Below are 24,875 nucleotides of genomic sequence, written 5' to 3' on the forward strand. Positions count from 1 at the left end.
TATAATTATGAGAATACTTATGTTTATAGGCTTACTCTTTTTGAGTGGCGAATTAGCGACAGCTGCGGATCTGGGCCTTAGATTTTATGACAGTGGTACAAAAACTTATAAACCGCTCAATGTTATCGAAAAAGATGGCGTCACTATTTCTAAAGACTGTCTCAAATCTGGAAAAATGAAATGTCAGGCTTGGGATGCTGTCTTGAATAAAAAGACACTAACCCCCACACCCGGAGTTGGTGTTGTTGGCAATCCGGCAGCTCGATACTGCCACGATTATAATGCGAACAACCGAATCGTCTTGGATGCAAAGAAGAACGAGTATGACTACTGCGTCTTCTCTGATGGTTCGATGATTGATTCCTGGTCTTTGTACTATAAGCATTTCAAAAAGTAGCGGGGGCTTTGTTGTGAAGTTGTTTCTTCCATTCTTCCTATTTATTTCTCAGAATATTTTTGCGGCGGATGGTTTAAATCCATTTAAGTTTCAGTATGTTGTCGAGCCAGGAACACAGGCGCAGCTCACAAACATGCCAAGAGTACGTAGTCAGGATTCCTTTGGAATCTGTTATGCTTTTGCAGCATCCGTATTGTTTGATGAGGCAAATTGTGCCAACAAACAGGGGACTGACTGCGCTTCAATGTCAGATGATCAAAAGGTGTCACCTATAGATTTAGCGCGATTCAGTGTTAATCTAAGCGAAGATAAAGATAGCAGAGATCGCTACAGCTATGAGGGACTAAAGGAGGGGGGAAGCGCCGCCCTGGCTCTTTATAATGCAAAAAATACTCAGCACAACGCTAGAGAGTCCTGTGCCCCTTTTGATCATCTAGTTGCTAAAACAAAGGATCCCAATGAAGCGCAAAAAATTGAATTAGCTATGTGGAAAAAATTTCAAGATAGCTATGAGACCTATAAGAAGAAATCTAAAGAATGTGTTGCCTGTGGATTGGAATACGCGACAGCAAAGTCGCAAGAGCTGAAAGACCAGTTCAATCTTAAGACTTCAAACCAAGAAATTTTACAAGCCTTCGCGCAAGATACCTACAATAAGTTCTTGGACACTCTTTTAGTTCCTGAAAAATGCTGGGAATGGAGGGATGCCATAGAGTTGAATGGTGGCTGGGGCCTAAAAACATACCCACAAGTCGGTGAAAAATCAGACTACAATCAGATGCTCGCCATGATCAAAAAGAACCTTGCAAACAAAAGACCCATGGCTTTTGCCTTTTGCACCCAAGAGCCTCTTACCGTAAAGAGCATAAAAGAATGCAATGAAGCAAAAAATGCATCTGGTACGATTACTGGTTTTGGCCATGAGGTTGTAATTAAGGGATATAGACGGGTTTGTAAAGTCAACGCCGGTAAAACCACAAAAGAGTGCTACGACGCTGTTCAGGTTCAGAATTCATGGGGACAGTCTTGGCAAAATGAAAACGATGATGGGTGGGTTGACGCAAAACAACTTCTAGATCGCAGCTTCTATGAAAAGCAAACCCTTACTTGGCTTGAACGATAGAATATAGCTTCAGGTCAATTACTCAATAATCGCGTTCTTCAAACCATTTAATTCAATAGTCCCAACTTTCCCTGGCTTGCCGGTTTGTCCGGCGCGGCCTGGTTTGCCTGGGGCTCCGTCTTTTCCATTGGCTGCTGGCTTACAGACTCTCTGGTCATCCAGGGATCCTGCCTTACCACCTTTGCCGCCTGCTTTTCCAGGGGCTCCTTGCCCCCCAAGTCCGCCCATGCCGGGCTTCAGCAACATTTTCAGCGTGAAATTAACGTGATTGTCGATTTGAACGAACAGATTGCCGGTGTCGCCACCGTCGGATCCATTTTCTCCGTCGGCTCCATTGGGACCATCCTCACCGTCTTCGCCATTTGTTGGCTGACTTACACAGCGAAGATCAATGATGCCACAGCGTGTCCGGCCTGAATAACGATCCTCTGTGCAGTCTTCGTCGCCATCCCATTCGCCGTCATTACCGTCGTAACCATCGGTGGCTTTGCGGATACCAATGAGGTTTTCAATTTCTAAACCAGAGCGGCCATTTTTCCCTTTGGCCCCAGTCATATTGATCATCAAATAACCTGCGGCTTCTTTTGCCCTGATGGAAATAGATCCGCCTTGTTTGGTACTTGGCGTGGTCCATACTTCATTAGAATTAAGAGTAACAATTTGTGAGTTTGCCGCCGCCATTATCTTCTGTGCCTCAATTGACAGCAAATATCCGTTTGTTTTTAGAACCGCATTGGGATCAAAGTACAATCTTCCAAGGTTCCAATTCGTATCTTTATTTAGAGATAGTGTCCGAGTAACGACAAGATCAGTCGGAACTTGCAGATTCTTTCTGGTGCTCAAGACCATGACCCCATTGCTGTTATACGCTGTGACTTTGAACGAAAGCTGATCTCCCCCAAGAACCGAAAGTAATGTGGGCGCATTTGGTTTTAACTCTAATGTGGAATCGTTCATATCAACATGAACAGTAACGCCGTTTATCTCTTGAAAGCTAACTCTGACGAAATAGTGATTTGGAGCCTCATCCTCGAGGATTTCGAAAGTAAAATCCTCAGCAGCAATTGTTTCCTTCTGAAGCTGTTCATTTTTTTTGCGCTCAAGCTCATCAGCAACGTCTTCTGCGGTGGGTGCTGCAGATGTTGCCTTCTTCGGATCATCTTTTTTAAACGCACATCCAGCCCCGCTCAAAAGAACGAAGGCTAGAAGCATTAGAAAAAAGGATTTCGATTTTCTGCTTTTCATAGTCCAAACTTATAAGTGTTTTGTTCACAATCTTCCACTGTCAGTATTCTAACGGGCAATCCTTACATACGATATCAGTTAAAAAGCCTATCGTGTTGGATTGTCTAAAATCTATACAGTTCCCGGGCTGGCCGGTACTCAAATATATGGAGTGCTTGTGTAATAGAGGTGCTATTTGAAAGTAGCTTACCGGCCCTCACAGCAGCATCTGGAGAAAGATTCAAAACAGGTATAAAGTCGTTCAGGATTCTCTGCACCCTTAGGCGAGTCAGTCCAGACATCGTTCGTCGATAAATCGCACAGAGGGTTCTTCAGCGATGACGGCACATTTAAATGTGTGCACAGAATCTGGGTCGATAAACCTGTTGTTTTTAAAGAAACTGAATTCGCCTGGGATTTTCTTATCCCCTTTGGTGAGCTCATAGATAACCGTAAACTTCTCGTCGTCTTCGTTGACGATATTCACGATTCGCACCTTATCCCTTCCTGAAAGGGTGATTTGGCTGGAGCCTTCATAGGTTTCAGACACAAGCTGAATATTAAGGCTCTGTGCTTTTTCAAGGCATGCATTGCTGCCAAAGCCTCCCATAGCGCCTAGTCTGATTGCGGTGACAAACTGCTTGGCTATTGTGGATGGCTTCATGTTGGCACAGTCTGCTTCAGTGAGGCCCTGCGATTGTACAGTGAATAGTAAAATGAATGAAAGTAATATCGCTCTCATGATTTCTCCTAAGTGCATCTGGCGACACATTGTTCGCCGACTAAATTAGCTTTTTTGCTCATGGTGCATCCGGGCTTGGTGTTACCTTTGTGGCGAATCAGATTTGATGTCCTCATAAAAGACAAAGGCAGAACACCGCCAGTCACCTTTGTCTTACAAGCTGCAATCGCAAGGGGACGTATTTTTCCCGCCAGTCCTGACATGGAAATATATTGCTTTGCTTGAACTCTGGAAATGGCAAGACTTCCAAGTCCAGCGCTCTGGATGATGTCGAAGTTAAGATACTTTGCAAAGTCACTTGGCAGATTATCGCAGTCGCGTGTCGATTTAAAACGATAGCCAATGCCCATCAGACGATTTAGTCCAAAAGGATCTTCGCCGACCCGGTCGATCATAAAGACGTGTCCTGACCAAGCTAGAACATCGCCGGATTTTAACGTCTCGTCTTTAGTAAAAGTCGGGGCACTAAAGCAAGAGTTTCTTGACGTAAATGAAGCGTACTCAGTGGAAGTAGCAGTGTTTGAAGCTGTTTTCGCATAAGGAGTCAAAGAAAGGCCGGCCGCGGACAGGGCAGTCGACACGAACGATGAACAATCAAGGCCCGTGAACGGAGCGCCTCTTGTGGAGTGAGTTTGCAAGATATTGATATTGCTACCGCTGATAGATGGCCAGCCTCCATAAGTGTATATTGGTGGAGCCTTGCGCATATCGCGGCACTGACTGTTATCGGGGCCATTCTGATCAATATAGTAATGGCTTCGGACCAGTTTGGTCTGATTTGCATTGGGGATGGTTCTAATCTTGTAGGAATGTCCCATATTTCCCCGAGCAGAACGGTAGGAAAGATATCCATCGATACTTGTCTGATATGTATAGGCAGGCTTCGAGATCGCGTCGCAGGATTGATACATCACAGCCATCGTTTTTAAAGCCCCTAAAAACGCCGGGGAGTATTGGGCCGCCAGGGGCCTTTGGATTTCAGTTACCGGAGAAGGCTGCTCAGGCGCACGACAGCTGGGGCAGTCATTGGCGTATCTTGCTTCTGACTCGCTCTTTTTAGCAGCCGGGGGAGTAGCTGGTGATGCATTGGCTGCTGTGAACTTAGCTATCTCTGCCGGGCTTAGTTTGCGGCCGTTCTCTGTGATAGTGATGTTCGGTCTTTTTAAGTCATAGTAGACCCAGGACTCCTTGCCTGCATGACGTCCCGTTTTGATACGAATTTTGATTCCAAGATGGCCTCCCGGGGTGCGCGCGGATTCAAGTAACTCAGCCCGATCCCCAGTTCCGATAGTCCCAACAACGCTTTTGGTGTCAGAGGCGGAAAAAGAAGGCTTTGACCTTAAATAAAACAGATCCTGGAAAGAGATATCTGCGCCCAGCGCAAAAGTCCCCGAAAGCATGAGTATTGAAAAAGGAAGGGCTCGTTTCATACCCAGGTCTTACTTCAAGATCTGTGACACTTCCTTTGTAAATTTATTCACATTTAGGGTCTAAAAGGGCAAACTTGGCGTAACAGGTGTGCAGTCCTTAGACACCCGTTGACGCCGGAGAAATCTAAAACTTACTTTGCACAGGTGGCCGTTGCATCAATGTTGTAAGTTTGGAACAGGATCCAGTCTCTTTTCCACATTGTAGTTTCGACGTCAGTGATTTTTCCATCAGGGCATTGTGCATGAAGCTTCTTATAAACTCGGATATCTTGCAGAGCCGCTTCATTCATAGAAGCTAGATTCAGAATTGCCACCTTGGTGGATTCCGCTTGTACTCTTTGACCGCTTGTAGTGACAGCTCCCCCAGAGTGAGACTGAAGACTTGTGCAGTTTGAAAGCAAAACAGCAGTGCAAAGAAAAAGTGCGGCACGTGACATATTGGTAATATTGGGTAGTTTCATCAGTTTCTCCTATTGTTGGTTTGTGCCAAAGGCTTTCTCGCAGGCTTCATAAACTTCTTTTTTATTTAATCCACAGTAGTCAATTTGTCGGTAGTGACCACAAAGTGTTTTTAGTTCGCTTTTAAAGCTTTCCGCATTGCTTTGATCTGTCATTGTATCGAGTGATTCGATTCCTTTGGTGAGAACGACTTCAATATACGAACTGGTGCCAGCTACCTGAATGCCGCCATATTTATCTTTTTGACCGACAAGCTTGCATGTTTCAGCAGGGGTGGGCCTTCCTCGTTCGATATCATAGGGACTTTGTTTCATATTATTATGAAGAATGGTGTGAACATCAGAGATATATGCACTGACTGCACGAGACGAGTACAGACAAGCCTGTTCTACCTTTTTTCTATTCGGGGGCATATCAGCTTCTCTTTCCACAGCACAGCTGAAGATTTCGTTACAGTTGTCAAAAGCCGTCATGTGGCGATTCATGAGTATTGCTGCTTTGGGCAGTGTTTCTGAGACTACTTTTGCAGGCCCGAACCCATTGACCGGTCCATAGACATAAAAGTATATGCCATCTCCGTAAGTCCAATCTTCATAGACTTTATACAGTTCTTCATTTTCTGCAGGCAATTCAGTAAGTTCGCGAGATGTACACACTTTATAGGAGGGCGTTGTATATATTGGTTTGGCTTCTTCGTACTTTTCGACACTATCTGAATTGCATCCTGATAGTACAAATGCAGTAAGCATTGCCGCAAGCGTTAACAAAATTACAGGCTTGTCGGATTTATTTTCTGAATATTTCATGTCATGGATCCTTAAAATCGTTATTACTTTAGGCGCTAAACAAGGTGCAAGTTATATACCACTATGTTTAGTTCGCAATCACTCGAAGATCTACGTTCGCCGGACTGTAAAGTCCGTGCCGTCGCTCTATCTCATCCAATAGTTGTCGTTTAAGCAGTTCACGATCTTCTTTAGCACAGTCGTCAGCCTTTCGTTTAACAACAAAATAAAGTGAAGCAACGCCGACTGCGCCGACCACTGTGATGGTTAATACTGCGGGGTTGGCAAATGAAAGACCCAATGCTGCCAATTCTAAAGACAAAGATTCGCGAACACCAGGTGTGCGTAGTGCGACCGTAGCGGGCAGAATCGCCATGTTCACGATCTGAAGACCATCCTTGAGGCTTTTGAGATCCTTGCATGAAATGGCCGATCTGCTAAGGCCGTAATAGTAGTTTTGCTGCCCTGAAGAAACACAGCCTTCAAACAAGAGGCCCTCGTTGTTTGCAAGTGTTGGTTGCGCCAGAAAGGCAACTGCTAAAGAGATAAATAATACCAAGTACTTCATAACCATGTCCTTTTTAGAAGAATGTATAAACCAGCTTAATTCTTAAAGACTTCAAAGGAAACGAGCCGCCCTGATCTCGTTTAACAAGATCGAAAGTCGCTAGAGCAGCTGGTTGAGAAAAGATTGGGGAATACAGCAGAACGTTTGTTCTGTCGCGCAAGAGTAAGCCCAAAATTCCTTTTACTGACTCGTCGCGAATAAGACGCGAACTAATCATATCGCTCCCTATAAACTGATAAGACGAACCCCAGGTATGCAAACGGTTTGTAGTACGATATGTAAAGTTATGAATTGACCCGTCAGCCCCTTCTAAGGTGCCCGCCCCTCCGTGAGAGACCTCTAGGAATGTCTTCTGAACACTTCCTGTACCGGAAAGGTTTTCGCCAAAGCGAGTTTGTTCAAGTTCAATATCTGCGATCCGTAGGTTCTTCTGGTGACCACCAAAAAACTCTTTGTTTAAATGAATTTTCGTTGATCCAAAAGTGTTGAGATCTAGAATCTGCTTTTCATTTAACTCGACATAAACCGCATCTTTGCGCACAAGCATCGTCGGTGAGGCGCTGTGGAACTTGTTGTCCAGGGATAAAACTATTTTATGTATGAAAGACATATAAAAACTCTTCATAAGACGAACGGATTCTTCTAGTGACTCAGATGCAGAAGCCAATTCCATAGTTTTTTCTTTCAAAAGTTCAAAATGTGATGACTGTGGAAGAGGCTCTAACGTTGTATATTCATAAGCTTTGATCACCTCGTTGTAGACATAGAGAAGTCTTTCTGTCGACGTATCTTGAATTGACTGAACAAGGTTCCGCAGTGTCGAATCCCCCAAGTTCGCCAATGCCAGATATTTATCCTGAGCAACCAGTGACAAAGCGATGGATTGCTCGATCAAGGCAGAGGAGTTGGCGATATCTTGCAAAGTCTCCTGCAGTTTGTGGTACACCTCTGCTCTTTGTTTAACAATTCTCTCTAGATCTGCAGCAGCAGCTTTAAAGAACTGGTCGGAATTCTTGATTCTCTCAATCTCTTGTTGCAGCTCGTCCTCAGGGACGACAGCTCCAGTGAAGCCTTTGCTGATTTCAGTCATCTTTTCAAAGACAGGAGTCACTTCTTCTTTAAGCTTGTTAAGATAATCGATTTTTTCCTGAAGGCTTTTGTCTTCAAGATTTGAAATCTTCATTTTATTTAGCAGAGCATCGAAACTGGAGCGAGATTTAGTCAAATTCTCTTTGGAAAATGCCTTCTCCCAGTCGGCTTTGGCTTTTGCTCCGTAGGCGATGTAGTCCGCAACGCTGCCGGAAGTCGGAACATCGGCAAGATAGTCCATCACCGTTCCAGCGGCGGCCAAGGTCGGCTGCCCTGCCGGGATCACTTTGGATAGAGACGCCAATACTTTAATGTTCTGCCTTAAGGAGTCCCATTGATGTTTTCTGGCGACATTATTCTTTGCTTGTTCTTCAATTTGTTTATTCAGATTTAACAACAAACGATCATAAGCGGCCTCGTTATTCTTGAGGCTGATTCGCATGCCTTCGAGCTCGTTGATAGAGGAAATTCTGATGTTTTGCTTGTCGGACTCTGCGTTGATAATCTTGTTTTGCTGTTGGACTAATACCGCCAGGTGATTGCGGCTAAGTTGCTTTTTGTCCAGCAAATCAAGAATCTTCGCCGTCAGATAGTAGTTTGTTAGTGCCATATCAATCTCTGAATCAAGCTGTGTTAGTCCGAAGTCCAAGGTGTACAATGGCGCCTCTTTGTAGGAACGGCCAAAGTAATCCTGTTGCAGGTTGATTCGATTCAGCAGAAGCGCATATCGGGCCCCAACTTCAAGATAGTGACTGGAGTACTCTTTTGAAAGACCGCGCATGCTTGAAAGGTCCTCTTCGAGAACTTTTTTTACAAAGGTGAAGTTTTTTGCGATATATCTGTCGCGAATTAGTTTAAGACGAGATTTATAGAATGCCTCGGAGTGTGTTAAGCGAGGAAGGGACTCGGCCGTCGCTGTTCCGAAGCTTGCCGCTTTAAGGGGAGACGTTGGAGAGACGGCATCTTTCCCGTTCTGTGTGGCCTTGTTTTTGATGAGTACATATCTGGGATTGACTGTGAAGTTGTCCTGTACTCCCCACATCGCAGCGTATTGAGGTGATCCGGCTTTTCCACCTTTATACACGCCTGCCGCCTTGCCAGACTTCCCTGGCGCAACGCTGGCAATTGTGTCTAAAGCTGAACCAGTCACACGTTCACCGTTAATCATATTTGCCACAACGATCACAGTACCTCCCTGACCTCCAGCTCCTGGATGACCACCGGGTACCGCATCGCCCCCGTCAGAAGGCCATTGCTGTGCGCCTCGGGCAGGCGTTCTCTGTCCCCCAACGCAGTTCTTTCCTCCAGCGCGTCGCAGGACTTCTTCTTTGGTTCTAACAATTTCCGGGTTACAAGTGGGTGATTCATGCAGAGCCTCGCGATAAACGACGCCATAAGATATTCCCGTTTCAATTATGGATTCAAAAGCTGGAATGCTGACGCCGTCAGTGCCAGAGCGGCCACCACCGGCATCTTGTCCCTTGCCACCTTCCGCAATAAGTCTTTTCATGCTCTTATCGCCGTGAGTGATAATCTCGTTTGCGGCGATTTGGATATGACTGCCCTTATAACCTTCGTTGCCATCAATACCCTTGGTTCGTTTATTGAGTGGCTCTAGAACGGGACCTAAATCTTCTGGTGTAGTGCTGATAGCGCCGTTTTCTTCGAAGACAATTTGTTCAGCATTTAATGTAATACTTGTATGCGGCAAGTGGAGCTTATTTCTTACTATGATTCTTTTTGCATCAACTTTTAATGTATAAACTGAATTGACGTACTTTGGGTCAGAAGTCATGGTGGATTTGTAGATCTTAAACGGTTGTTCATCCGCATCCAGAACGACCTCAGTTCCAACGATAGCTATATTATTAGCGGTGCCATCTTGAAGTACGCCATTCAACTCCACCTTCGAAGGCTCTTTTGTAATGGTAATTGAATTATATTGATCCAGCGTAAGATCGGATGGTTTGACCTCAGACTCTGTTAGGGCAGACGCTGATTTCAGAGTTAAAGTACCCGAGTTGTTCGATCTACTGCAGGCGGTGGCTACGGCTGCTATAGCCACAAACGAAATTACGCGCATCTTCTTGTCCATTTCATCCTCCGACGAAAAATGTAATGGACCTTTTCTAAGGCAAAGGTTCTCGCTTTAGAACAGCATGTTGTTTTTGTAATATTTCGTATTCATTTTTATATCAAGAGACTCCTTCAAGCGTGTATCGAACCTCAATCAAATAAAGCGAGCTACAAAAGATTATACGCCAGTATAATTTGGTCCAATCAGCAAACAGGGTGTCCGAAGTTCGATAATAGTATCTGTTTCTGAGCTTAGAAGAAGCGGTATGACGCTTGCTCTAGCTATTGCAGAAGACTTCGGAAAACATCAAAACCTGTTTGTTTAGATTATAAAGGCATAGCAAGGCGAAAAATGTTGGCCCTGTCTAATTTGCTGACAGAACAAAGGACTCAAATGAAGCAAAGTTCAATTGCAACACAGCTTAACAGGGCCATTCACTTTGCAGGAAGACTGCAGAAAGATATTGCCCATCAGTCCGATATCACCGAGGCCACACTAAGTCGCTTTCTAAGCGAAAAAACGGACATCAAGCTAACCACCTTCACGGCGATTCTGGCTTGTTTGAAAATTGATCTTGCGGCTGTTCTGCATAAAGAGATCAACAAGGCGTCGGGTCTTCAGGAAGATTCAGAAAGTACGGACGTTGACCGACTTCTGGAGCTGCTGCCGAAGAATAAAAGAAGAAATGCAATCGAACATCTGTTGGCTTTATCCAAAGGGACTAAGTCTTACGAGGTTTCAAAAATTCGAAAAAAAATGGAAGAAACGCTTAATAAATAAGGAGCAATCATGTACGTAAAAAATTATGCCCTTGCAAATACGGTTCTGGGGTCGCCAAGAACCACGTTGAAGGGATTGGGGTCAGTGACCTTTAAGGAAGAGCATGTTCGTGAGGTGGCAGAGTCACTTCTTATGCGTTCGATTTTGGGTCTGGTTGAGCTGAACGGATTTGAACCTCGAACTGAGTGGGTTCTCAATCGTCTGAGCTGGGCAGAATGCGAAGACGTGGATTTCGCCCTTCAGAATCTTCACGAATTTGGAATGCTGCTCAAAGACTCAGATGGTCGATATATTTCTGTTGATATCGACTTTGATGACTATCTTTCACACCTGGACAGTCTTTCAGCCCAGTATCTGTTTTCAACAGAGCTAGGCCAATTGATACGAAATAATCCCGAAGTCATTAACACTCAAGCTACTGGTACCTATCTATGGACAGAGGAAATTTATCATAAATTTGCTACGGGCCTTCAGATTTTAATCACCCAGGCCAACAAAGAGGCCGCATTAACTAATACCGAGAAAGATATGCTTGTGGGCTTTAATTTCGCGATGACAGAAGTGACTCGTCCTGTGCCTTCAAAGAATGGAAAGAAAGGTGAATAGTATGAAAGCGGCATTTTTATTTCTTATGACCATGATTTTTGTTTCTGTGACTTGGGCGGGAGGCACTGGCTCAGGCTCAACAGGCGGCACTCGCCCGACAATGAATAGCTTGGAAAGTATGAAGTCTGTGGACGCGGTTAAGTTCCGCAACTTCAATAAAGGAAAAGTTGAGTTCTATTTCAAAGACAGGAATATTCCGAAGGCCGAGCTTTATGAGGTCAAACTTGAGGAAATCGATAACAAGTATATTGAGGCCCTGCAAAAGTCAGCGGAAAGTAAATCTTGGCAACCGGTTTTCCCAGAGAAGGATTAGATCTTTTAAGGATGTAACGAGTCCTGCAAAGACCTGTATCTATTCTGAATCTTTTTCCAGATATTACTATTGGGGCCGGTGATACCGTCTATGCCTATGGACTCGGTTGAACCGGCAATACCTCTGAATCTATTTTGATAGTGTTGTCCCCCAGGAAGAAATCTTGCCAAGTCAGGATTGCGCGCAGCAACTGTGGGGACATTCTGCTTTTCGACCGTCTTTGAGTTTTCTTCCATCTGAAGCTTTTCGTAACGTTTATCGGCGGACGCAGCGCCGCCACCGTAGAACCCACTTAGAACCGCAGGCTCCTTGGAGTTCTTCGCCTTCAGTCGTTTAATCAAGCCGGGCTGCAGATGTGGCGAAGAGAGGTTTGCACCCTGCCCTTGCTGCCCATCAACGGGCTCCTCTCCTCCTGAAGAGGTCGGCCATGCAGTGATAATGTGCGGCTTCTTTTCGTCTCTTAGCGGCGTTGCCTGTACCTGCGGTTTTAGCCTTGCGGTTGAATTTATGTTAGAGGGTAGATCAACTTGGTTGTCTGCCTGCCTTTTGCAAATGGGATTCGTCGGTGTTTTGCTGCATATGCAGACGGTTTGTTCTGCCATCTCTGGATTGTTGCAGTCCATTTTAGGCAGGTTTGCGCATCCGGGATAGTCCGGGTAGGTTGAGCAGATTTCTGCAGTCGCTGCCGCCCCGTTGGTAAGCAGGGCGCAGGACTGTGAGTTCGCGTGCATTTCGGAATAGTTTTGTGCGGCTGCAGATGCCTGACCCATTTTTGAGGAAAATCCCTGGCAGGAAGATAGGTTTCCGGCCATTGCGGTTCGGGCTTCACCGGCTAGGCGTGCAGATTCCGCTCCGTTGTTGCACTTGGGGGTGAGCTGTGCTGAGCAGGCTGTTGAACAAGTGGTGATCGCATTCCCACACAAAAGACGATAAGACATAAGAGCTGCATTAGCTGCCTTTGCCAGGTTGGCCATTTTAGTGCAACTCTCCCGAATCCCCATGGCACTTTTCTGACCAGCATATAATGTCAATTGGGCGGCCATGTTTGCAACGTTGCTCATGGCGGAGTTGTTTTCGTCACACGAACTAGCGGCTTTTAATGTTGCCTGCTCGCATGCATTCACCTCGGCGTCGAAGTTTTCCAAGCATTGAGTATCTGCGCTTTCGGCTGGGGCGTTGGCGCCTGAGTCTTCATCTTTATCGTCATCCTTTTCGCCGGTGGCTTTTGATTTTTCGTCGTCGGAAGGGTCGACTACTTCCTTAAGGAAACCAGAGGTTTCATCCGATTTATATGGCATCTGAGGGGGATAGACTATCTGATTTTCTCCTTGAGACTCCGACGGATTATCCTCTTCCATTGAACAGAGTCGATAGCACAACCTAAACTCATCTTGTCTTCGCTGTATATCATCATACTGCAAGACCCTCTGATCACACTCTTTCACGCATTGCTGACTACCAAGGGCAACATTTGAAAAAATAAAAACGGCATTGGAAAGGAGCGCCGACAGAAGAAGTGTTCGTTCATACTTCATGCTCTACCTATCGGCATGACACCTGTTCTGCCTAAGAGGTTTATAAACATTTCGTTTTTACAAGGTTCTGTTTTCAATTGATTCATGTCTATAAATAGTTCACTGAAAATCGTTTAAATCAGTTGTCACTTTAAACAGCACTAAGTTTTGTGTATATAGAGCGGATTCGGAGAATTTGTGATGAAAAAAATTGTAATATCCTTGAGTCTGATTTTATTTCTGGGCTGTAATGAAGCTCGTCAAGAGGGCATCAGTTTTGAAGGCACTAACGGAAGTATTATAGGCGGAACTAGAATAGATCCGATGTCTATCCCGGCTCGATCAACGGTTTATGTAGGCTTGGCGTACTATAAAAACGGTAGGCCTGTTCAAGAAGCCAGATGTTCAGGAGTTCTTATATCCAAGAGGGCTATTCTAACTGCAGCACACTGTGTTGATGGTGCCGTTGAGGTAGAATACGAAAAAATGCAGATCTATGTGGCGTTTGGTGCTGACATTTCTGTCCCGTCCAATATTACTGTGTGGGCGACGTCCGGGGTAAAGATCCATCCTGACTATTCAGCAGAAGTTGCTTTTGGCAGGAGAGCACCCCGTGATATTGCGGTGGTTACAATTGCCAAGGATGCCCCCTTCCCCTTCGTACCGGCACAGATACTTACCGATTATCGATTGCTTGAGCTTGGTGAAAATCTGCTCGTCCTAGGATACGGTCTTTCATCCGTAGAGCCTTGGGAACTAGCAAAGAACTTAAAATCAGTTTCGCTTCCTCTTGCGGGCATATCACACAACAGCTTGGAGCTTCGTGGAACTTCGGAAGAAAATACCTGCGGAGGTGATTCGGGTGGACCGATCTTCGCTAATAAAAATGGTAATTACTATCTTGTGGGAACTCTAGTGGGCGAAATGATTAAAGACGACAGGTTGCCCCGATGTACTCAACGAATTGTAATTACCCGTCTTGACTATGTGAAAGACTTCATTGCGCCGTATATTCAACAGTGAGCTTAGGACTCTTCTATGAAAAAAATTGTAATATCCTTGAGTCTGATTTTATTTCTGGGCTGTAATGAAGCTCCTCACGAGAGCATTAGTTTTGAAGACACTAACGGAAGTATTATAGGTGGGATCAGAGAGGACGCAGCTTCTTTGGCAGCACGTTCTACGGTTTATATTGTAATAGGACTTTATAAGAACGGCAAGATTGTTCATGAGTCTCGGTGCTCTGGCGTCCTTATATCCAAGAGGGCTATTCTAACTGCTGCACATTGCGTTGATGGTAATGATGGAGTTGATTACGATAAGCTAAAGACTGTTGTCGCATTTGGAGCTGATATTTCTGTTCCATCTAATATTACCGTATGGGCGACGTCCGAGGTAAAGATCCATCCTGACTATTCAGCAGAGGTTGCTTTTCGCAGGGGAGCACCCCATGATATTGCAGTGGTTACAATTGCCAAGGATGCTCCTGCTCCCTTCGTACCAGCCAAAATATTTAAAGACTTTCAATCACTGGAGCTAGGCGAAAGACTTCTTATTTTGGGATATGGTCTTAGTTCTATTAATCCTCGAACAAAACCAACATATCTCAAATCAGTTTTTCTTCCATTGGCAGGCATCCTGCACAACAGCTTAGAGGTTCGTGGGACGGCTGAAGAGAATGTCTGTGGAGGTGATTCCGGAGGACCTGTCTTCGTTCTCAGAGATGGCAAACCGTATTTGATAGGAACGTCAGTAGGAGAGATGTTTATCGACGACCGATTGCCTTTATGCACCCAGCGTGCGGTAATTACCAATCTTGACTATGTTAAAGTGAAAGACTTCATTGGCCCCTTCTTAGGAAACTAGCTTGTGCTGCTGGAGCGGTTCTGCAACGGGGCTCCGGCGAAGATCTACTGCGCTCGACAGTAAGGCAACGAGCGCGTATAGTTCAGAATCGCCCTTTTATTCGCCCTCGTCTGCGCGACCAACCTTTTGGGGTTGTCAATTAGTGGCTGCCAATATCGACCCAATCCACGATTACTACCTGTTCCAATATAGGGTGAAGAGTCCAAATACATTCGCATCGTCTTGATCGCGCAATCAATGTTTTTCTTGTCGTTAAAGGTGTCTGCTGTGGTTTTTAATAAGCCACAAGAATCACCTTTAGACATGCTGAAGAGTCCATTGCTGCTAACCCCAAAATGTTCCATATATGTAGCCGTGGATCTAAAGCCACTTTCAATTTCTGACAGTTTCGATGCGAACTGAAGCCAGAAGGCGCGTCGTTGACTGAGAGTTAAATTATTCCAGTTGGGGCAATAGCTCGTGGCATCTTTCGGATTGTAGTTGGCCAGGCCCTCTCGATCAATGGCTTCAAGTGTGTAGGTGGACCATGTTTGGCCTTTGTCATGATAGTGCCAAACCGGCAAGGCCGTACCCAAAGGTGGCTTAGGTCCGTCATAGCTTGATTCGCAGTTTGTGCAAGAGCTGCCAGAACCAAAGCGGCCGGAAAAAAAGGACCCTATCTTAGAACCTGCCATTGAGAAAAGATTCAAGGCCTTTGACATCGCAGAGGAGCTTTCAGGAGTGAACAAATTCGATGCAACTCCGATGAACAGAATAAGCAGGACATGTCTTGGAACTGACTTCAATCTGCATCTCCCGGTTTTTTACAATATGGCAGGGAACGCAGGTGCTTTTTCAAGGCTTTCTGACTGGCGAAGGTCCAATCGCGATCATAGATGGGGTTAGGTACAAATATCTGCCAGTTACCTCCAAGCCCTTTGATTCCGTCATGCCCACCGATGGCATTGGTGTGTACCAACCAATACTTCATTGTGTACACCCCACACCGAAGATTCTTTTGGGGGTCCAGTGTGTCTGCTCTGGATTTCAAGTAGCTACATTGAGTGGTCGACATCGCCAATAGGCCGTTGCTTTCCTGGCCTGCCGCCGCACCTTTGTCATGGTGAACCATCGACGGATTTAAAACACTCTCTATTTCGGCCATTTTTGAAACCATGTTCAGCCAAAAGTTCTTGCGTTCGGCCAACGTTAGACTTTTCCAATTCGGGCAGTAATAAGCAGCATCTTTTGGGTTTAGATTTGCCAGTCCCTCTTTTTCGATGGCCTCCATGGTGTACTGAGTCCATTTTTCACCATCTGGGTGCTCGGCCCATACGGGAAGGCCCGATCCTTCGGGCGGCTTCGGTCCGCGATATTGAGCGGCACAGTCAGTACACGAGCTCGAGGTGCCCAGGGCTTTTCCGAAAAGCCCCTTTATGTTTGAGCCAAGTGTGGAAAAGAAACTTAAAGCCTTCGCCATTGCAATGGCTTCCATAGGCACACTTTGTACCGTCAAAGTAAGAGCCAATAGCAGGACAACTTTTTTCATTATCTGGTGCCATCCATTTCGGATGTAGGTGCTGAGGGATCTACGAACTCGTAGTCACTGTCTTTGGGTGTTGCGTCTTCTGAGCTTGTCCCCAATGCAATAAACTTCTTTTGCTCTGGGCAGTAGAAGCAATTATTTGCTTTTTCCAATGGGGAACATTCTCCGGCATTTTTATAAGATTGCAGATTAGGATCAGCCAATAAAGTCGATGGAGTCAGAATTAAAAGAGCAAGCAGAAGTCGACACATTTTTAACCACCTTATGTAAACTAGAATATATTCATACCTCGGTCGGTGTCTAAAAAAAACTTTTGGCAGGACCAATTTACTGAGGTGATAATCTAAACATCAAAGGATTGATGATGTTTAGATTTTTCGCTTTTGTTTTTGTTCTTATTGTAACCTGTTCAGCGTCCGCAGTTGTCGATACGTCCACCGGTTCTTTCGTGCATTCATGGACTGACTTCGAAGGGCGTGGGATGGATCTTAGGCTAAGTCTTGTCAGGACTTATCATAGCCGCTCCAATCATCGTGGGTGGTTTGGTTATGGCTGGTGCACAGGCTTAGAAACAAACCTGAAGAGAAGCGAAGATCTTCTTGAGATAAACTACTGTGGTGATGGACGTGTGGCCGTATTTAAAGCCGAAGGTTCACAGTTTAAAGGGGCCCTGGCGTCTGATGGAATAGTTAAAAAGGTGGACTCAGTCTACAAACGAACTTTGCCCGATGGAACTATAGAGACCTTTAATTCTGAAGGAGCTCTTGTCGAAATCCGCAAGGGAAAGCTCTTCATTCAGGTAAAGTATAATAGTAAAGGTGTCCCTTCCGAGATTACTGACAGCGGTGGGCGCTTGGTCAGCATACTTTCAAATTCCCAGGGAAATATTTCCCTTATCCAATTCCAGCTCAACGCCAAAGGCAAAGATATCAAGCCGGTGACCATTGGGCAGTACTCTTATGTCGCCGATAATCTTGTCGAAGCGAAGAACGCCTGGGGTAACACTTATACATATGAGTACGACAAAAAACACAATATGATTGGCGCAAAATGGCCAGGAGAAAAGTCTGTCACGATATCTTATAATAATAGTGATTGGGTTCAATCTGTCAGCGGAACGGAGATCTGCAAAGAATTTTATTCTTATAAATTGGACAACTCTCGAAAGCCGCCTCGTTATGCCGTGACTGTGAAGAAGGACTGTCCTGATGGGGTCAAGATTGAGCGCGCCTATGCTTACACCTACGCATTGGATAACAGCCGCATCGTTGCCGCAGACTATGATGAAAGCGGCGTGAAGCGAGAATACGTCTATGAGGGCGACAATGTGGTCAAGGTTGTGGAACATCGCGGAGAAAATCAAATCGCCACAACAATCAAAAGAAACTCCAAAGGTCATATTATTTCTGTAGAGAACCCTTTTGAGGTCAGACGTTATAGCTACAAGACTGGGGATACTCGGGACTTGGTGGTGAAGGCAGAGATTGAATTGGTGGTTCTGGGCAAAGTAGCATCGCTGGAAGCTTATTCTTTTGGCTATGACGGAAATGATCGACTTATCTTTGCGCTAAAACCTGACAAAACAAAAATTGAATTTAAGTGGTCAGAAGACGATGTTCTGACGCAAGTACAACGCCCCGGAGTTGCGGTGGAATTGGTGTACGGCTCAGACAACGAAGTAACGGGCGTTAAGTTTGGTGGCAAGACGTTGCCGGTGAGTATTTATGAGGTCCCAGCCACGGCTCAAGAGATTGCAGCGGTTGAGACTTATATCGACTTCCATAGAATGCAAAGACTGACGATTCCCTCATACTAAATAAAGGTATCTGAGTTGTCGGATTCACCTTTGGAACGCAATTTTCATGAGCCCCCCTTTGATTTTCGGGGGCTCGGTCGCACCCTCGTATGAGGATTATATTGACCTGAAGCCCCCAACCTCAACTTGACTAAGTTCATGCGGCCCCATAAATTCGTCGACCTATGAACAAAGAATTTATGTTAAGAGCCATCGAACTTTCCAGGAACAATATGCACGCGGGTGCGGGCGGCCCTTTTGGGGCAGTTATTGTTAAGGATGGAAAGATTATTGGCGAAGGCTGGAATAAGGTCACTTCCTCTAACGATCCCACAGCCCATGCAGAAGTATCTGCGATTCGCGATGCCTGTGCGAAAAGCAATAGCTTTGAACTGGCGGGTGCTGAGATTTATACTAGCTGCGAACCTTGCCCGATGTGCTTATCAGCAATTTACTGGGCGCGTATTTCTAAGATTTACTATGGAAATACACGTAAAGACGCAGCCGAGATCAATTTTGACGATGACTTCCTTTATCAGGAAATCCCTAAAGATATTAAAGACCGTAAAGTTCCCATGATCCAATGTGCTCATGCGGAAGCCCTTGAGGTCTTTAAAGAGTGGGACAGCAAGTCCGACAAAATCCCCTACTAAAGCCCAAGAAATAGTTCAGGACTCCTGCCCGGAAGTCTTCTTAGAGAGAATAAAGGAATGAAAGCACTTTCATTCCTTTTTCTGTTTTTGAGCGTTTTTTCCGCCGTATCTTGTCAGCATAAGGAAAAACAAATCCCTAGAGATATCGCCTCATTACAAGCTAATGGGGGGATGGAGGGTATTTGGTTTTTACAAGGCACCTCGTCTACGCGGGGTCCGTACAATGGAGAGTTGGAACTGCGTAAGTCTCACGACGGGACCTACGACGTTGTCCGAATGGTCACCTATATCAACTATTTCTTCGATGGCTTGAAAGTTCAGGAAGTCTGGACTGGAAAAGCCGTTGCCACAGGCGAAAGTCTGACGATCTCTTATGATCTGAAGCAAGCCGACTTCATCACTCGTTTGGGCGACCTGAAGCGGGATCCTTCGGACTTCAGCAATACTATTAATGTGGTGTCCCGTTACACCGTCACCCCCAATGGGCTGGCGACGTCCTATGCGGATAAGAAAGTTTCAAGCTATACCGAGTGGATTACGACAAAAAGGGAGCTTGAATCCAAACCTCTCTGGGTGAATCAAAGGCAACTGATCGGCGCCAAGGGCCCTAAGATTCCCCTGGTTGTGCGTGGAGTAATCAATGTCTTTAAGAAAGACATTGGCTATGAAAAAGACCCTTTGGTGAAGTCTTACAAGAACAGAAAAGAGTACAAGGATGAAAATCCTTTTATCGTCTTTGATCCAACGGATTTTGAATTCTATCGTCGCAACAAGGATATAATTCGCGTTGCCAATAAGATCGTGGACGACATCAGCATCACTGAAGCCGTTGTGAAACGAAACGCCTATGCACCGACTTTAGAAGAAAAGGCCCGCAGCTATGATCGAAATGCACGGGACTTTCATATCAATGAAGCCGGGATTGTAACTCCCTCCCAGATTGATGAGCAGGGGCGCTTGGTTGCTTTCAATCTTCACGGGGATGCTGCGCTGTGGACGGGAATGTATCTGGGGTCTCAGGCAATGCGCTATCAGCTAACCAAAGAAGTTGAGGCGTTGGATAACATCAAACGCACCCTACGCGGCTTGATGACACTGATGGAAATAACCGGAGATCCGCAGCAGTTTGCCAGAACGCTTGCGATCTATAATCCGGCCAAAGGACTTCCCGATTCCAGGTGGCACCAGGGCAAAGGCAAGTTCCAGCATCTGATGTGGCAAGAAGGTGGCAACAACGACATGGTCAAAGGAATCACACATGGATTCCTTTGGGCAGGACTGGTGCTGCCCAAATCTGAAGTGGAGCTGTGGCGAGATTTAAAATCTTATTCTCGCAAGCTGATTGACCTGCAGGTCGTCTGGGATAAACCACAGAACAAAGCGGCGGCTTTGGGGTTGGCGGCATGGCTGACCAATGATCCCGCCTTCAAAGAACAGTACATCGGATATTATGGCAAAACTAAAACGAAACTCAGTGGATTTAGCTTCGACACCACTTTCTATTGGCATGGATCTGCCGACTGGAGTGGGATTAACTTAGGGCTGGTGGGTGATATCACCGATATTACGATTGCCGATCTGTTGGGGCAGACAAAAATTCGCGATCAATTGCGCGAGCGCCTGATGGATGCATGGGTGACTTACGCGCCCGCACAAAGACACCTGCAAACACTGGTGGCTTACGGCTTTGCTTACAAGCATGGAACGCGCGGAGGAAACTTCCGTTCAGAAAGCAGTGATGCGAAATTTGCCGAATCCTTAAAGCAGGCAAGTTGGGGTTTGCGAGAGATCCCCTATCCCCGTCCTAACTTGAATGTCAGCATCGACCATTCCCTGCGACCTGATTGGTGCATGTCACCGATTCCAAGGTTGTTCTGGAAGGCTTTGAAGAAGCCAGAACCCCCGATCGATTATTTCTATCAAGGGCTTTACAACTATCCGATCTTTGAGCTGCAGGCCTTTGCCAGCAACTTTGTCTGGAAGGACACGGCTTTTGGTTATCAGATTTCACATGTCAAGGGTGAAGAGGAATCCGGAGTGGACTATCTTTATGCCTATTGGTTAGCAAAATACGTGGGTGCGAGTAATGTTGAGTAAATGGATCTATACCGCTGCTTTAATGGTGTTCCTGGCAGATGCGGCTTGGGCAAAGAAAGAGATTCTGGTTTTAGGCGGGGGCGGAGAACCCGAGGGCGCAACCACAATCTTTGATGAGACACTTAAGAACTTGGGCACGTTTTCCAAAAGCGCCGGGTGGAAGCCCACCGTGGTGTTTAACGGTGGCCACAAGACAACGGAAGCTTTGGCCAAACAAGCCGGCGGCGGAAAAAATATCCCTGCAACGACCGACAATCTGAACAAACAAATCGAATTGTTTAAGCGGAAGATTCAAAAAGGCGAACTGAAAAAGGGTGATCAGCTGATGATCAGTGTGGCGACCCATGGGCTGGAGGCGGCTCCTCCTTTTGAAACTCATGCGGTGTCATCAAAAAATGGCACTTTCAACATGGATCGTCTGAAAGCTCTTCGTGATCTGGCAGAAAAAAAAGGCGTCAAACTTGCGATCATGGATTTTAGCTGCCATTCCGGGGCCACCTTAAAGTTGGGCACAGATAAAACATGTGTGATCTCGGCTGCATCTTCCAATGTGGGCTATAATACGACGGGATCTTCGATTGCGGGCAATTTGAGGGCCGGAGGAAATTTAGAGTATGCCTTTCTGGGGGCCAGATCTTCGCCGGCGGGTTTGTCTCCAGGGACACCGCAGATTTCCACAGAGGCAGGCAGAAAAACCTACCAGGCCACAGCCTTTCTTTCTGATTCCATGAGAGAAAGAAGTTCCTTGGATACCTGGGCTGAAAAAGGCAAGAAGGCGGAAGCCTGCAATCTGACAAATGCATCGTATGTGAAACTTGCAAGAGAGCTCAAAGACATTAAGGAATCATATGGACGACTGTCAGGTATTCGTGCCTTGGCGGGACTGCCGGATGTGGATCAAGCCAAGGCTCAGCTTCAGCAGGCAATTAAGACCTATGAATCGGCCCGCAATCAGGCGTTGGCAGCTCATCGTGCCCAGAGTAAATACGACCAAGAGGTGTGCTTCGAGCTGGTGCCGAAGATGAATTACTGTGGAACAATGACTCAATTTGATTTCGGCTACGAGGAAGTAAAAAAACAAGCGGCCTCCAACCCGTCTCCGGCCATCAAGGCGGAACTTCGGGCCTATGAGAAGTTTGTAAAACGAGAGGACTTCAAAAAATGGAAGGCAGCTGCGGCCTCCTACGCAAAGCAGGCTGATGATCTTTACTGGAAGGCGGAAAAGGTCGGCCACGCGGAAAGAAAGATTTACGAGGCTCTTTACGCTCATTATTCAAAAGAATCCAAAGCACCGAATCCATGCAGGGACTTTAAATTATGAAATCTAGAATGTGGAAAACTTTGTTAATATCTGTGATGCTGGGCTTTTCTGTGAAATCCTTTGCGCAAGAGAGCTTCAAATGCGGTGAATACGATATTACCGGAGTCGTCAAAAAATCCGATGGTAAATTTGTGTTGAAGTTGTACGAAGGCTCGATGAGCGAAATCACCCTGTCTTTGCCGGTCGATCTTGAGGCGGCGGCCCAGGTTTATGAAAACAAAGCTGTGCTCTTAAAGGCGAAGATGATGGCCCCGGTGAAGGACACTCGTGGCGTGGTGCAGTCGCTTCTTTCTGATGAGGAAGTTAAAAAACTTTTAGGCCCTGAGTCGCCATATTCAGCGCGCTTCCTTCGCGAGGATATCAAAGAACGCGTGCCAGATCCTCTGCATCCGGATCTGGATTCGGGAATGATACTCACAAAAGAACTATCCTGTGATGGCACTCGAACGCCAAGCTCGAAGAAGTCAGGGAAGTCAAAAAAGTAGGATTTGCTAAACCGGGGAACTTCCTCTAAAAAGGCTGCATTATGAAAAAGAAAACTGGAAGAGACTCAAAAGAACTGGCCGACTTTGCTTTGGGTGAAAATCAAACCAAGTATCCAGAAACCTATGCGCCGGAGGTGTTAGAAGCCTTCGACAATAAAAATCCCGGCAAGATTGCCTGGACGACTTTTGTGTGCACGGAGTTCACCTCGTTGTGCCCCAAAACCCGTCAGCCGGATTTCGCCAAGATTTTTGTGAATTACATCGCTGACAAGAAGATGGTCGAATCCAAATCTTTAAAGCTGTACCTTTTCAGTTTCCGCAACCACGGGGACTTCCATGAAGATTGCGTGCAGACGATCTGTGATGATCTGGTGAAGTTGATGAAACCGAAGTACATCGAAGTTATAGGTGAATTCACTCCGCGCGGAGGCATCGCGATTTATCCTTACGCGAACTACGCAGCAAAGGATAAGTTCTTCCAGGACTTGTATAAAAAGCGCATGAGTGAATACGCCCCGGGCAAATACTCCATGGAGCTTTCCAAGCTGTACTAAGGCTGAATTTGGAAAGTTTCATCCTTGGCATGACTTGCAAGGTGAGCAATATGGTTCAGCGGTATATTATACACATTCTTTTTGCGGCTGTCGGGCTCACTCTGAGCCTTGGTGCCTTTGCTGCCGACCTTACCTCCACCTTTTACACTGTTTTAAAGAGCCAGCCATCGTTAAGTGCGCAGGAGCAAGAAGGCCTTAGGGCTTATGATATCTATCTAGTGCCGGGTATCTTGTCTGAGTCCTTCCTGGATGGTGATGAACGATCCTCGATCACGTTTTCTCGTTTGACGGGGGAATATTTTGAAGCTCAGCAAAAACTACTTCAGAACCATTACGGCTTGAAGGTTCAACGTCTTTCCAGTTCTTCACAGTCTGTTGCAGAGATCAGAGCCAACATTCGTCATGCTCTTACCGTGTCGCGGTCGGAGCAAAGAAGGGCTTTGTTTGTTACCCATTCGTTGGGTGGGCTGGCCTTGCTAGAAGAGTTAGTGAGTTTTCCCGGCCATCAAAGTGTGATCGCGGGAATCATTTTTTTACAAAGTCCATTTCAAGGTTCCCCAGTGGCTGATGTTTACTTTGAAGGGCCATTGCATTTACATAAATGGCTGCGACCGATCATTCCGTACTTCAACACCTCTCCAGACACCATACATTATTTGAGCACTGCCGTTCGCAGACAGTTTATGACTGAAAACCGAATGATTATTCAGGAGTTGACTCAACGAGTTCCGATAATCACCGTTGGGGGCGTCGTGAATGGCCACAGCAGTTTGTTCACTCCGGCCGTCAATATCATCGCGACAGGCTGCTTTAAAGTTGTTCTGGGTCAATGTGTGATCCGCACGTCTTTCAAGGGGCCCTATGACTCCAGCGATGGCATGGTTCCGTTTGAAAGCTCTAAAATTGGTTCCGCCGACTTCATTCGCCTAGAGGGCGTAGACCACGGCGAAACGGTTGTAAATATCCCGTTCGAACAGCACAGCAAGGATCAACTAACGACAGCGTTGCTGAAGACCCTATTTTCGAAGCTTGATAGATAGTACAAGCGCCTAAGAGACAAATTTTATGGGAATAAAATGGCGGAAAGGGCGGGATTTGAACCCGCGGTACACCTTTTGAGTGTACGAGCGTTTAGCAAACGCTTGGTTTCAGCCACTCACCCACCTTTCCGCGGTCGGTTTATTTCGACTGAGGATTCAAAGTGCCATAGCCGGGTGCTTTAATCAAGGACTTGGCCGGACCATTTTTGTAATTTTATCAAGAATGCTTGATTTTTCCCTGGCCGCAGTCTATCTATACTTCTCTTTCACAGTGCACTCGTAGCTCAGCTGGATAGAGTACATGACTACGAATCATGTGGTCAGAGGTTCGAATCCTCTCGAGTGCACCATTTTTTCTCTTTTCAATTCCCCTGACATGATTATTTAATGCGTAGCGCAATTTCTACCCAGCCTCGCTAAGACCGTTCGTTT

General features: G+C 45.9%; 24 protein-coding genes and 2 tRNA genes. 15 read left to right on the forward strand and 11 right to left on the reverse strand.

From position 1 onward, the window contains the following. The first annotated feature begins 40 nt into the window (after nucleotides 1-40). Together ACZ5ZZ_RS00370 and ACZ5ZZ_RS00375 are read left to right on the forward strand one after the other, a co-directional pair. Nucleotides 41-397 (forward strand): DUF333 domain-containing protein, encoded by a 357-nt coding sequence (locus ACZ5ZZ_RS00370; RefSeq protein WP_464140743.1) that lies wholly within the window; start codon nucleotides 41-43, stop codon nucleotides 395-397. A gap of 13 nt (nucleotides 398-410) precedes the next feature. Next, nucleotides 411-1,520 (forward strand): C1 family peptidase, encoded by a 1,110-nt coding sequence (locus tag ACZ5ZZ_RS00375; protein ID WP_464140745.1) that lies wholly within the window; start codon nucleotides 411-413, stop codon nucleotides 1,518-1,520. An 18-nt stretch (nucleotides 1,521-1,538) separates the two neighbouring features. On the opposite strand, the gene ACZ5ZZ_RS00380 is transcribed toward ACZ5ZZ_RS00375, so the two are convergent. The 7 genes from ACZ5ZZ_RS00380 to ACZ5ZZ_RS00410 form a co-directional block, all read right to left on the reverse strand. Continuing rightward, nucleotides 1,539-2,765, reverse strand: a complete 1,227-nt coding sequence (locus ACZ5ZZ_RS00380; protein WP_464140747.1) for a hypothetical protein — start codon at nucleotides 2,763-2,765, stop codon at nucleotides 1,539-1,541. A gap of 268 nt (nucleotides 2,766-3,033) precedes the next feature. After that, nucleotides 3,034-3,486, reverse strand: coding sequence for a hypothetical protein (locus ACZ5ZZ_RS00385; RefSeq protein ID WP_464140748.1), 453 nt, complete (start codon nucleotides 3,484-3,486; stop codon nucleotides 3,034-3,036). An 8-nt stretch (nucleotides 3,487-3,494) separates the two neighbouring features. After that, on the reverse strand, nucleotides 3,495-4,916 hold the full coding sequence (locus tag ACZ5ZZ_RS00390) for a hypothetical protein (protein ID WP_464140749.1): 1,422 nt from the start codon (nucleotides 4,914-4,916) through the stop codon (nucleotides 3,495-3,497). A 131-nt stretch (nucleotides 4,917-5,047) separates the two neighbouring features. Continuing rightward, nucleotides 5,048-5,377 (reverse strand): hypothetical protein, encoded by a 330-nt coding sequence (locus ACZ5ZZ_RS00395; protein ID WP_464140752.1) that lies wholly within the window; start codon nucleotides 5,375-5,377, stop codon nucleotides 5,048-5,050. Between the two features lie 9 nt (nucleotides 5,378-5,386). Continuing rightward, a complete protein-coding gene (locus ACZ5ZZ_RS00400; protein ID WP_464140755.1) occupies nucleotides 5,387-6,181 on the reverse strand; it encodes a hypothetical protein in 795 nt (264 codons plus the stop codon). A gap of 67 nt (nucleotides 6,182-6,248) precedes the next feature. Further along, nucleotides 6,249-6,728 (reverse strand): hypothetical protein, encoded by a 480-nt coding sequence (locus ACZ5ZZ_RS00405; RefSeq protein WP_464140757.1) that lies wholly within the window; start codon nucleotides 6,726-6,728, stop codon nucleotides 6,249-6,251. A gap of 13 nt (nucleotides 6,729-6,741) precedes the next feature. Then, complete coding sequence (locus ACZ5ZZ_RS00410; RefSeq protein WP_464140759.1) at nucleotides 6,742-9,912, reverse strand: hypothetical protein; 3,171 nt, start codon at nucleotides 9,910-9,912, stop codon at nucleotides 6,742-6,744. 375 nt (nucleotides 9,913-10,287) lie between these two features. Here ACZ5ZZ_RS00410 and ACZ5ZZ_RS00415 point away from each other — a divergent pair, with 375 nt between their 5' ends. The 3 genes from ACZ5ZZ_RS00415 to ACZ5ZZ_RS00425 are packed head-to-tail and all read left to right on the forward strand — an operon-like array spanning nucleotide 10,288 to nucleotide 11,593. Continuing rightward, complete coding sequence (locus tag ACZ5ZZ_RS00415; RefSeq protein WP_464119253.1) at nucleotides 10,288-10,674, forward strand: helix-turn-helix domain-containing protein; 387 nt, start codon at nucleotides 10,288-10,290, stop codon at nucleotides 10,672-10,674. A 9-nt stretch (nucleotides 10,675-10,683) separates the two neighbouring features. Further along, complete coding sequence (locus tag ACZ5ZZ_RS00420; protein ID WP_464140761.1) at nucleotides 10,684-11,280, forward strand: hypothetical protein; 597 nt, start codon at nucleotides 10,684-10,686, stop codon at nucleotides 11,278-11,280. Between the two features lies 1 nt (nucleotide 11,281). Continuing rightward, complete coding sequence (locus ACZ5ZZ_RS00425; RefSeq protein WP_464119257.1) at nucleotides 11,282-11,593, forward strand: hypothetical protein; 312 nt, start codon at nucleotides 11,282-11,284, stop codon at nucleotides 11,591-11,593. A 5-nt stretch (nucleotides 11,594-11,598) separates the two neighbouring features. Here ACZ5ZZ_RS00425 and ACZ5ZZ_RS00430 read toward each other — a convergent pair whose 3' ends face one another. Next, nucleotides 11,599-13,128, reverse strand: coding sequence for a hypothetical protein (locus tag ACZ5ZZ_RS00430; protein ID WP_464140763.1), 1,530 nt, complete (start codon nucleotides 13,126-13,128; stop codon nucleotides 11,599-11,601). Between the two features lie 180 nt (nucleotides 13,129-13,308). Here ACZ5ZZ_RS00430 and ACZ5ZZ_RS00435 point away from each other — a divergent pair, with 180 nt between their 5' ends. Both ACZ5ZZ_RS00435 and ACZ5ZZ_RS00440 read left to right on the forward strand, forming a co-directional pair. Further along, a complete protein-coding gene (locus tag ACZ5ZZ_RS00435) occupies nucleotides 13,309-14,130 on the forward strand; it encodes a S1 family peptidase (protein WP_464140766.1) in 822 nt (273 codons plus the stop codon). A 15-nt stretch (nucleotides 14,131-14,145) separates the two neighbouring features. Continuing rightward, entirely contained in the window at nucleotides 14,146-14,973 is an 828-nt protein-coding gene (locus tag ACZ5ZZ_RS00440) for a S1 family peptidase (RefSeq protein WP_464140768.1), read from the forward strand. Between the two features lie 44 nt (nucleotides 14,974-15,017). Here ACZ5ZZ_RS00440 and ACZ5ZZ_RS00445 read toward each other — a convergent pair whose 3' ends face one another. Further along, a complete protein-coding gene (locus ACZ5ZZ_RS00445) occupies nucleotides 15,018-15,758 on the reverse strand; it encodes a hypothetical protein (RefSeq protein ID WP_464132701.1) in 741 nt (246 codons plus the stop codon). Continuing rightward, the gene (locus tag ACZ5ZZ_RS00450) at nucleotides 15,755-16,501 is read right to left on the reverse strand and encodes a hypothetical protein (protein ID WP_464140770.1); all 747 of its coding nucleotides are present in this window, start codon (nucleotides 16,499-16,501) and stop codon (nucleotides 15,755-15,757) included. The genes ACZ5ZZ_RS00445 and ACZ5ZZ_RS00450 overlap by 4 nt, the downstream gene beginning before the upstream one ends. Before the next feature lie 358 nt (nucleotides 16,502-16,859). On the opposite strand from ACZ5ZZ_RS00450, the gene ACZ5ZZ_RS00455 reads away from it, so the two are divergent. The 7 genes from ACZ5ZZ_RS00455 to ACZ5ZZ_RS00485 all read left to right on the forward strand — a co-directional run bounded on the left by ACZ5ZZ_RS00455 (nucleotide 16,860) and on the right by ACZ5ZZ_RS00485 (nucleotide 24,443). Then, complete coding sequence (locus tag ACZ5ZZ_RS00455) at nucleotides 16,860-18,314, forward strand: DUF6531 domain-containing protein (RefSeq protein WP_464140771.1); 1,455 nt, start codon at nucleotides 16,860-16,862, stop codon at nucleotides 18,312-18,314. Between the two features lie 164 nt (nucleotides 18,315-18,478). Continuing rightward, a complete protein-coding gene (locus tag ACZ5ZZ_RS00460; protein ID WP_464132708.1) occupies nucleotides 18,479-18,946 on the forward strand; it encodes a nucleoside deaminase in 468 nt (155 codons plus the stop codon). A 231-nt stretch (nucleotides 18,947-19,177) separates the two neighbouring features. Further along, on the forward strand, nucleotides 19,178-21,043 hold the full coding sequence (locus ACZ5ZZ_RS00465) for a hypothetical protein (protein ID WP_464140773.1): 1,866 nt from the start codon (nucleotides 19,178-19,180) through the stop codon (nucleotides 21,041-21,043). Next, nucleotides 21,033-22,364, forward strand: a complete 1,332-nt coding sequence (locus tag ACZ5ZZ_RS00470; RefSeq protein WP_464140775.1) for a hypothetical protein — start codon at nucleotides 21,033-21,035, stop codon at nucleotides 22,362-22,364. The genes ACZ5ZZ_RS00465 and ACZ5ZZ_RS00470 overlap by 11 nt, the downstream gene beginning before the upstream one ends. After that, complete coding sequence (locus ACZ5ZZ_RS00475; RefSeq protein ID WP_464119276.1) at nucleotides 22,361-22,849, forward strand: hypothetical protein; 489 nt, start codon at nucleotides 22,361-22,363, stop codon at nucleotides 22,847-22,849. The genes ACZ5ZZ_RS00470 and ACZ5ZZ_RS00475 overlap by 4 nt, the downstream gene beginning before the upstream one ends. Before the next feature lie 41 nt (nucleotides 22,850-22,890). After that, on the forward strand, nucleotides 22,891-23,403 hold the full coding sequence (gene queF, locus ACZ5ZZ_RS00480; protein WP_464119278.1) for a preQ(1) synthase: 513 nt from the start codon (nucleotides 22,891-22,893) through the stop codon (nucleotides 23,401-23,403). Between the two features lie 50 nt (nucleotides 23,404-23,453). Then, nucleotides 23,454-24,443: a hypothetical protein gene (locus tag ACZ5ZZ_RS00485; RefSeq protein ID WP_464140776.1), complete on the forward strand. Its 990-nt coding sequence runs from the start codon at nucleotides 23,454-23,456 to the stop codon at nucleotides 24,441-24,443. Between the two features lie 37 nt (nucleotides 24,444-24,480). On the opposite strand, the gene ACZ5ZZ_RS00490 is transcribed toward ACZ5ZZ_RS00485, so the two are convergent. After that, nucleotides 24,481-24,573, reverse strand: a tRNA-Ser gene (locus ACZ5ZZ_RS00490). 143 nt (nucleotides 24,574-24,716) lie between these two features. Between ACZ5ZZ_RS00490 and ACZ5ZZ_RS00495 the strand changes: the two genes are divergently transcribed. Next, nucleotides 24,717-24,793 (forward strand) — tRNA-Arg (locus ACZ5ZZ_RS00495). Nucleotides 24,794-24,875 lie beyond the last annotated feature (82 nt).

It is taken from the genome of Bdellovibrio sp. HM001 (assembly GCF_055397275.1).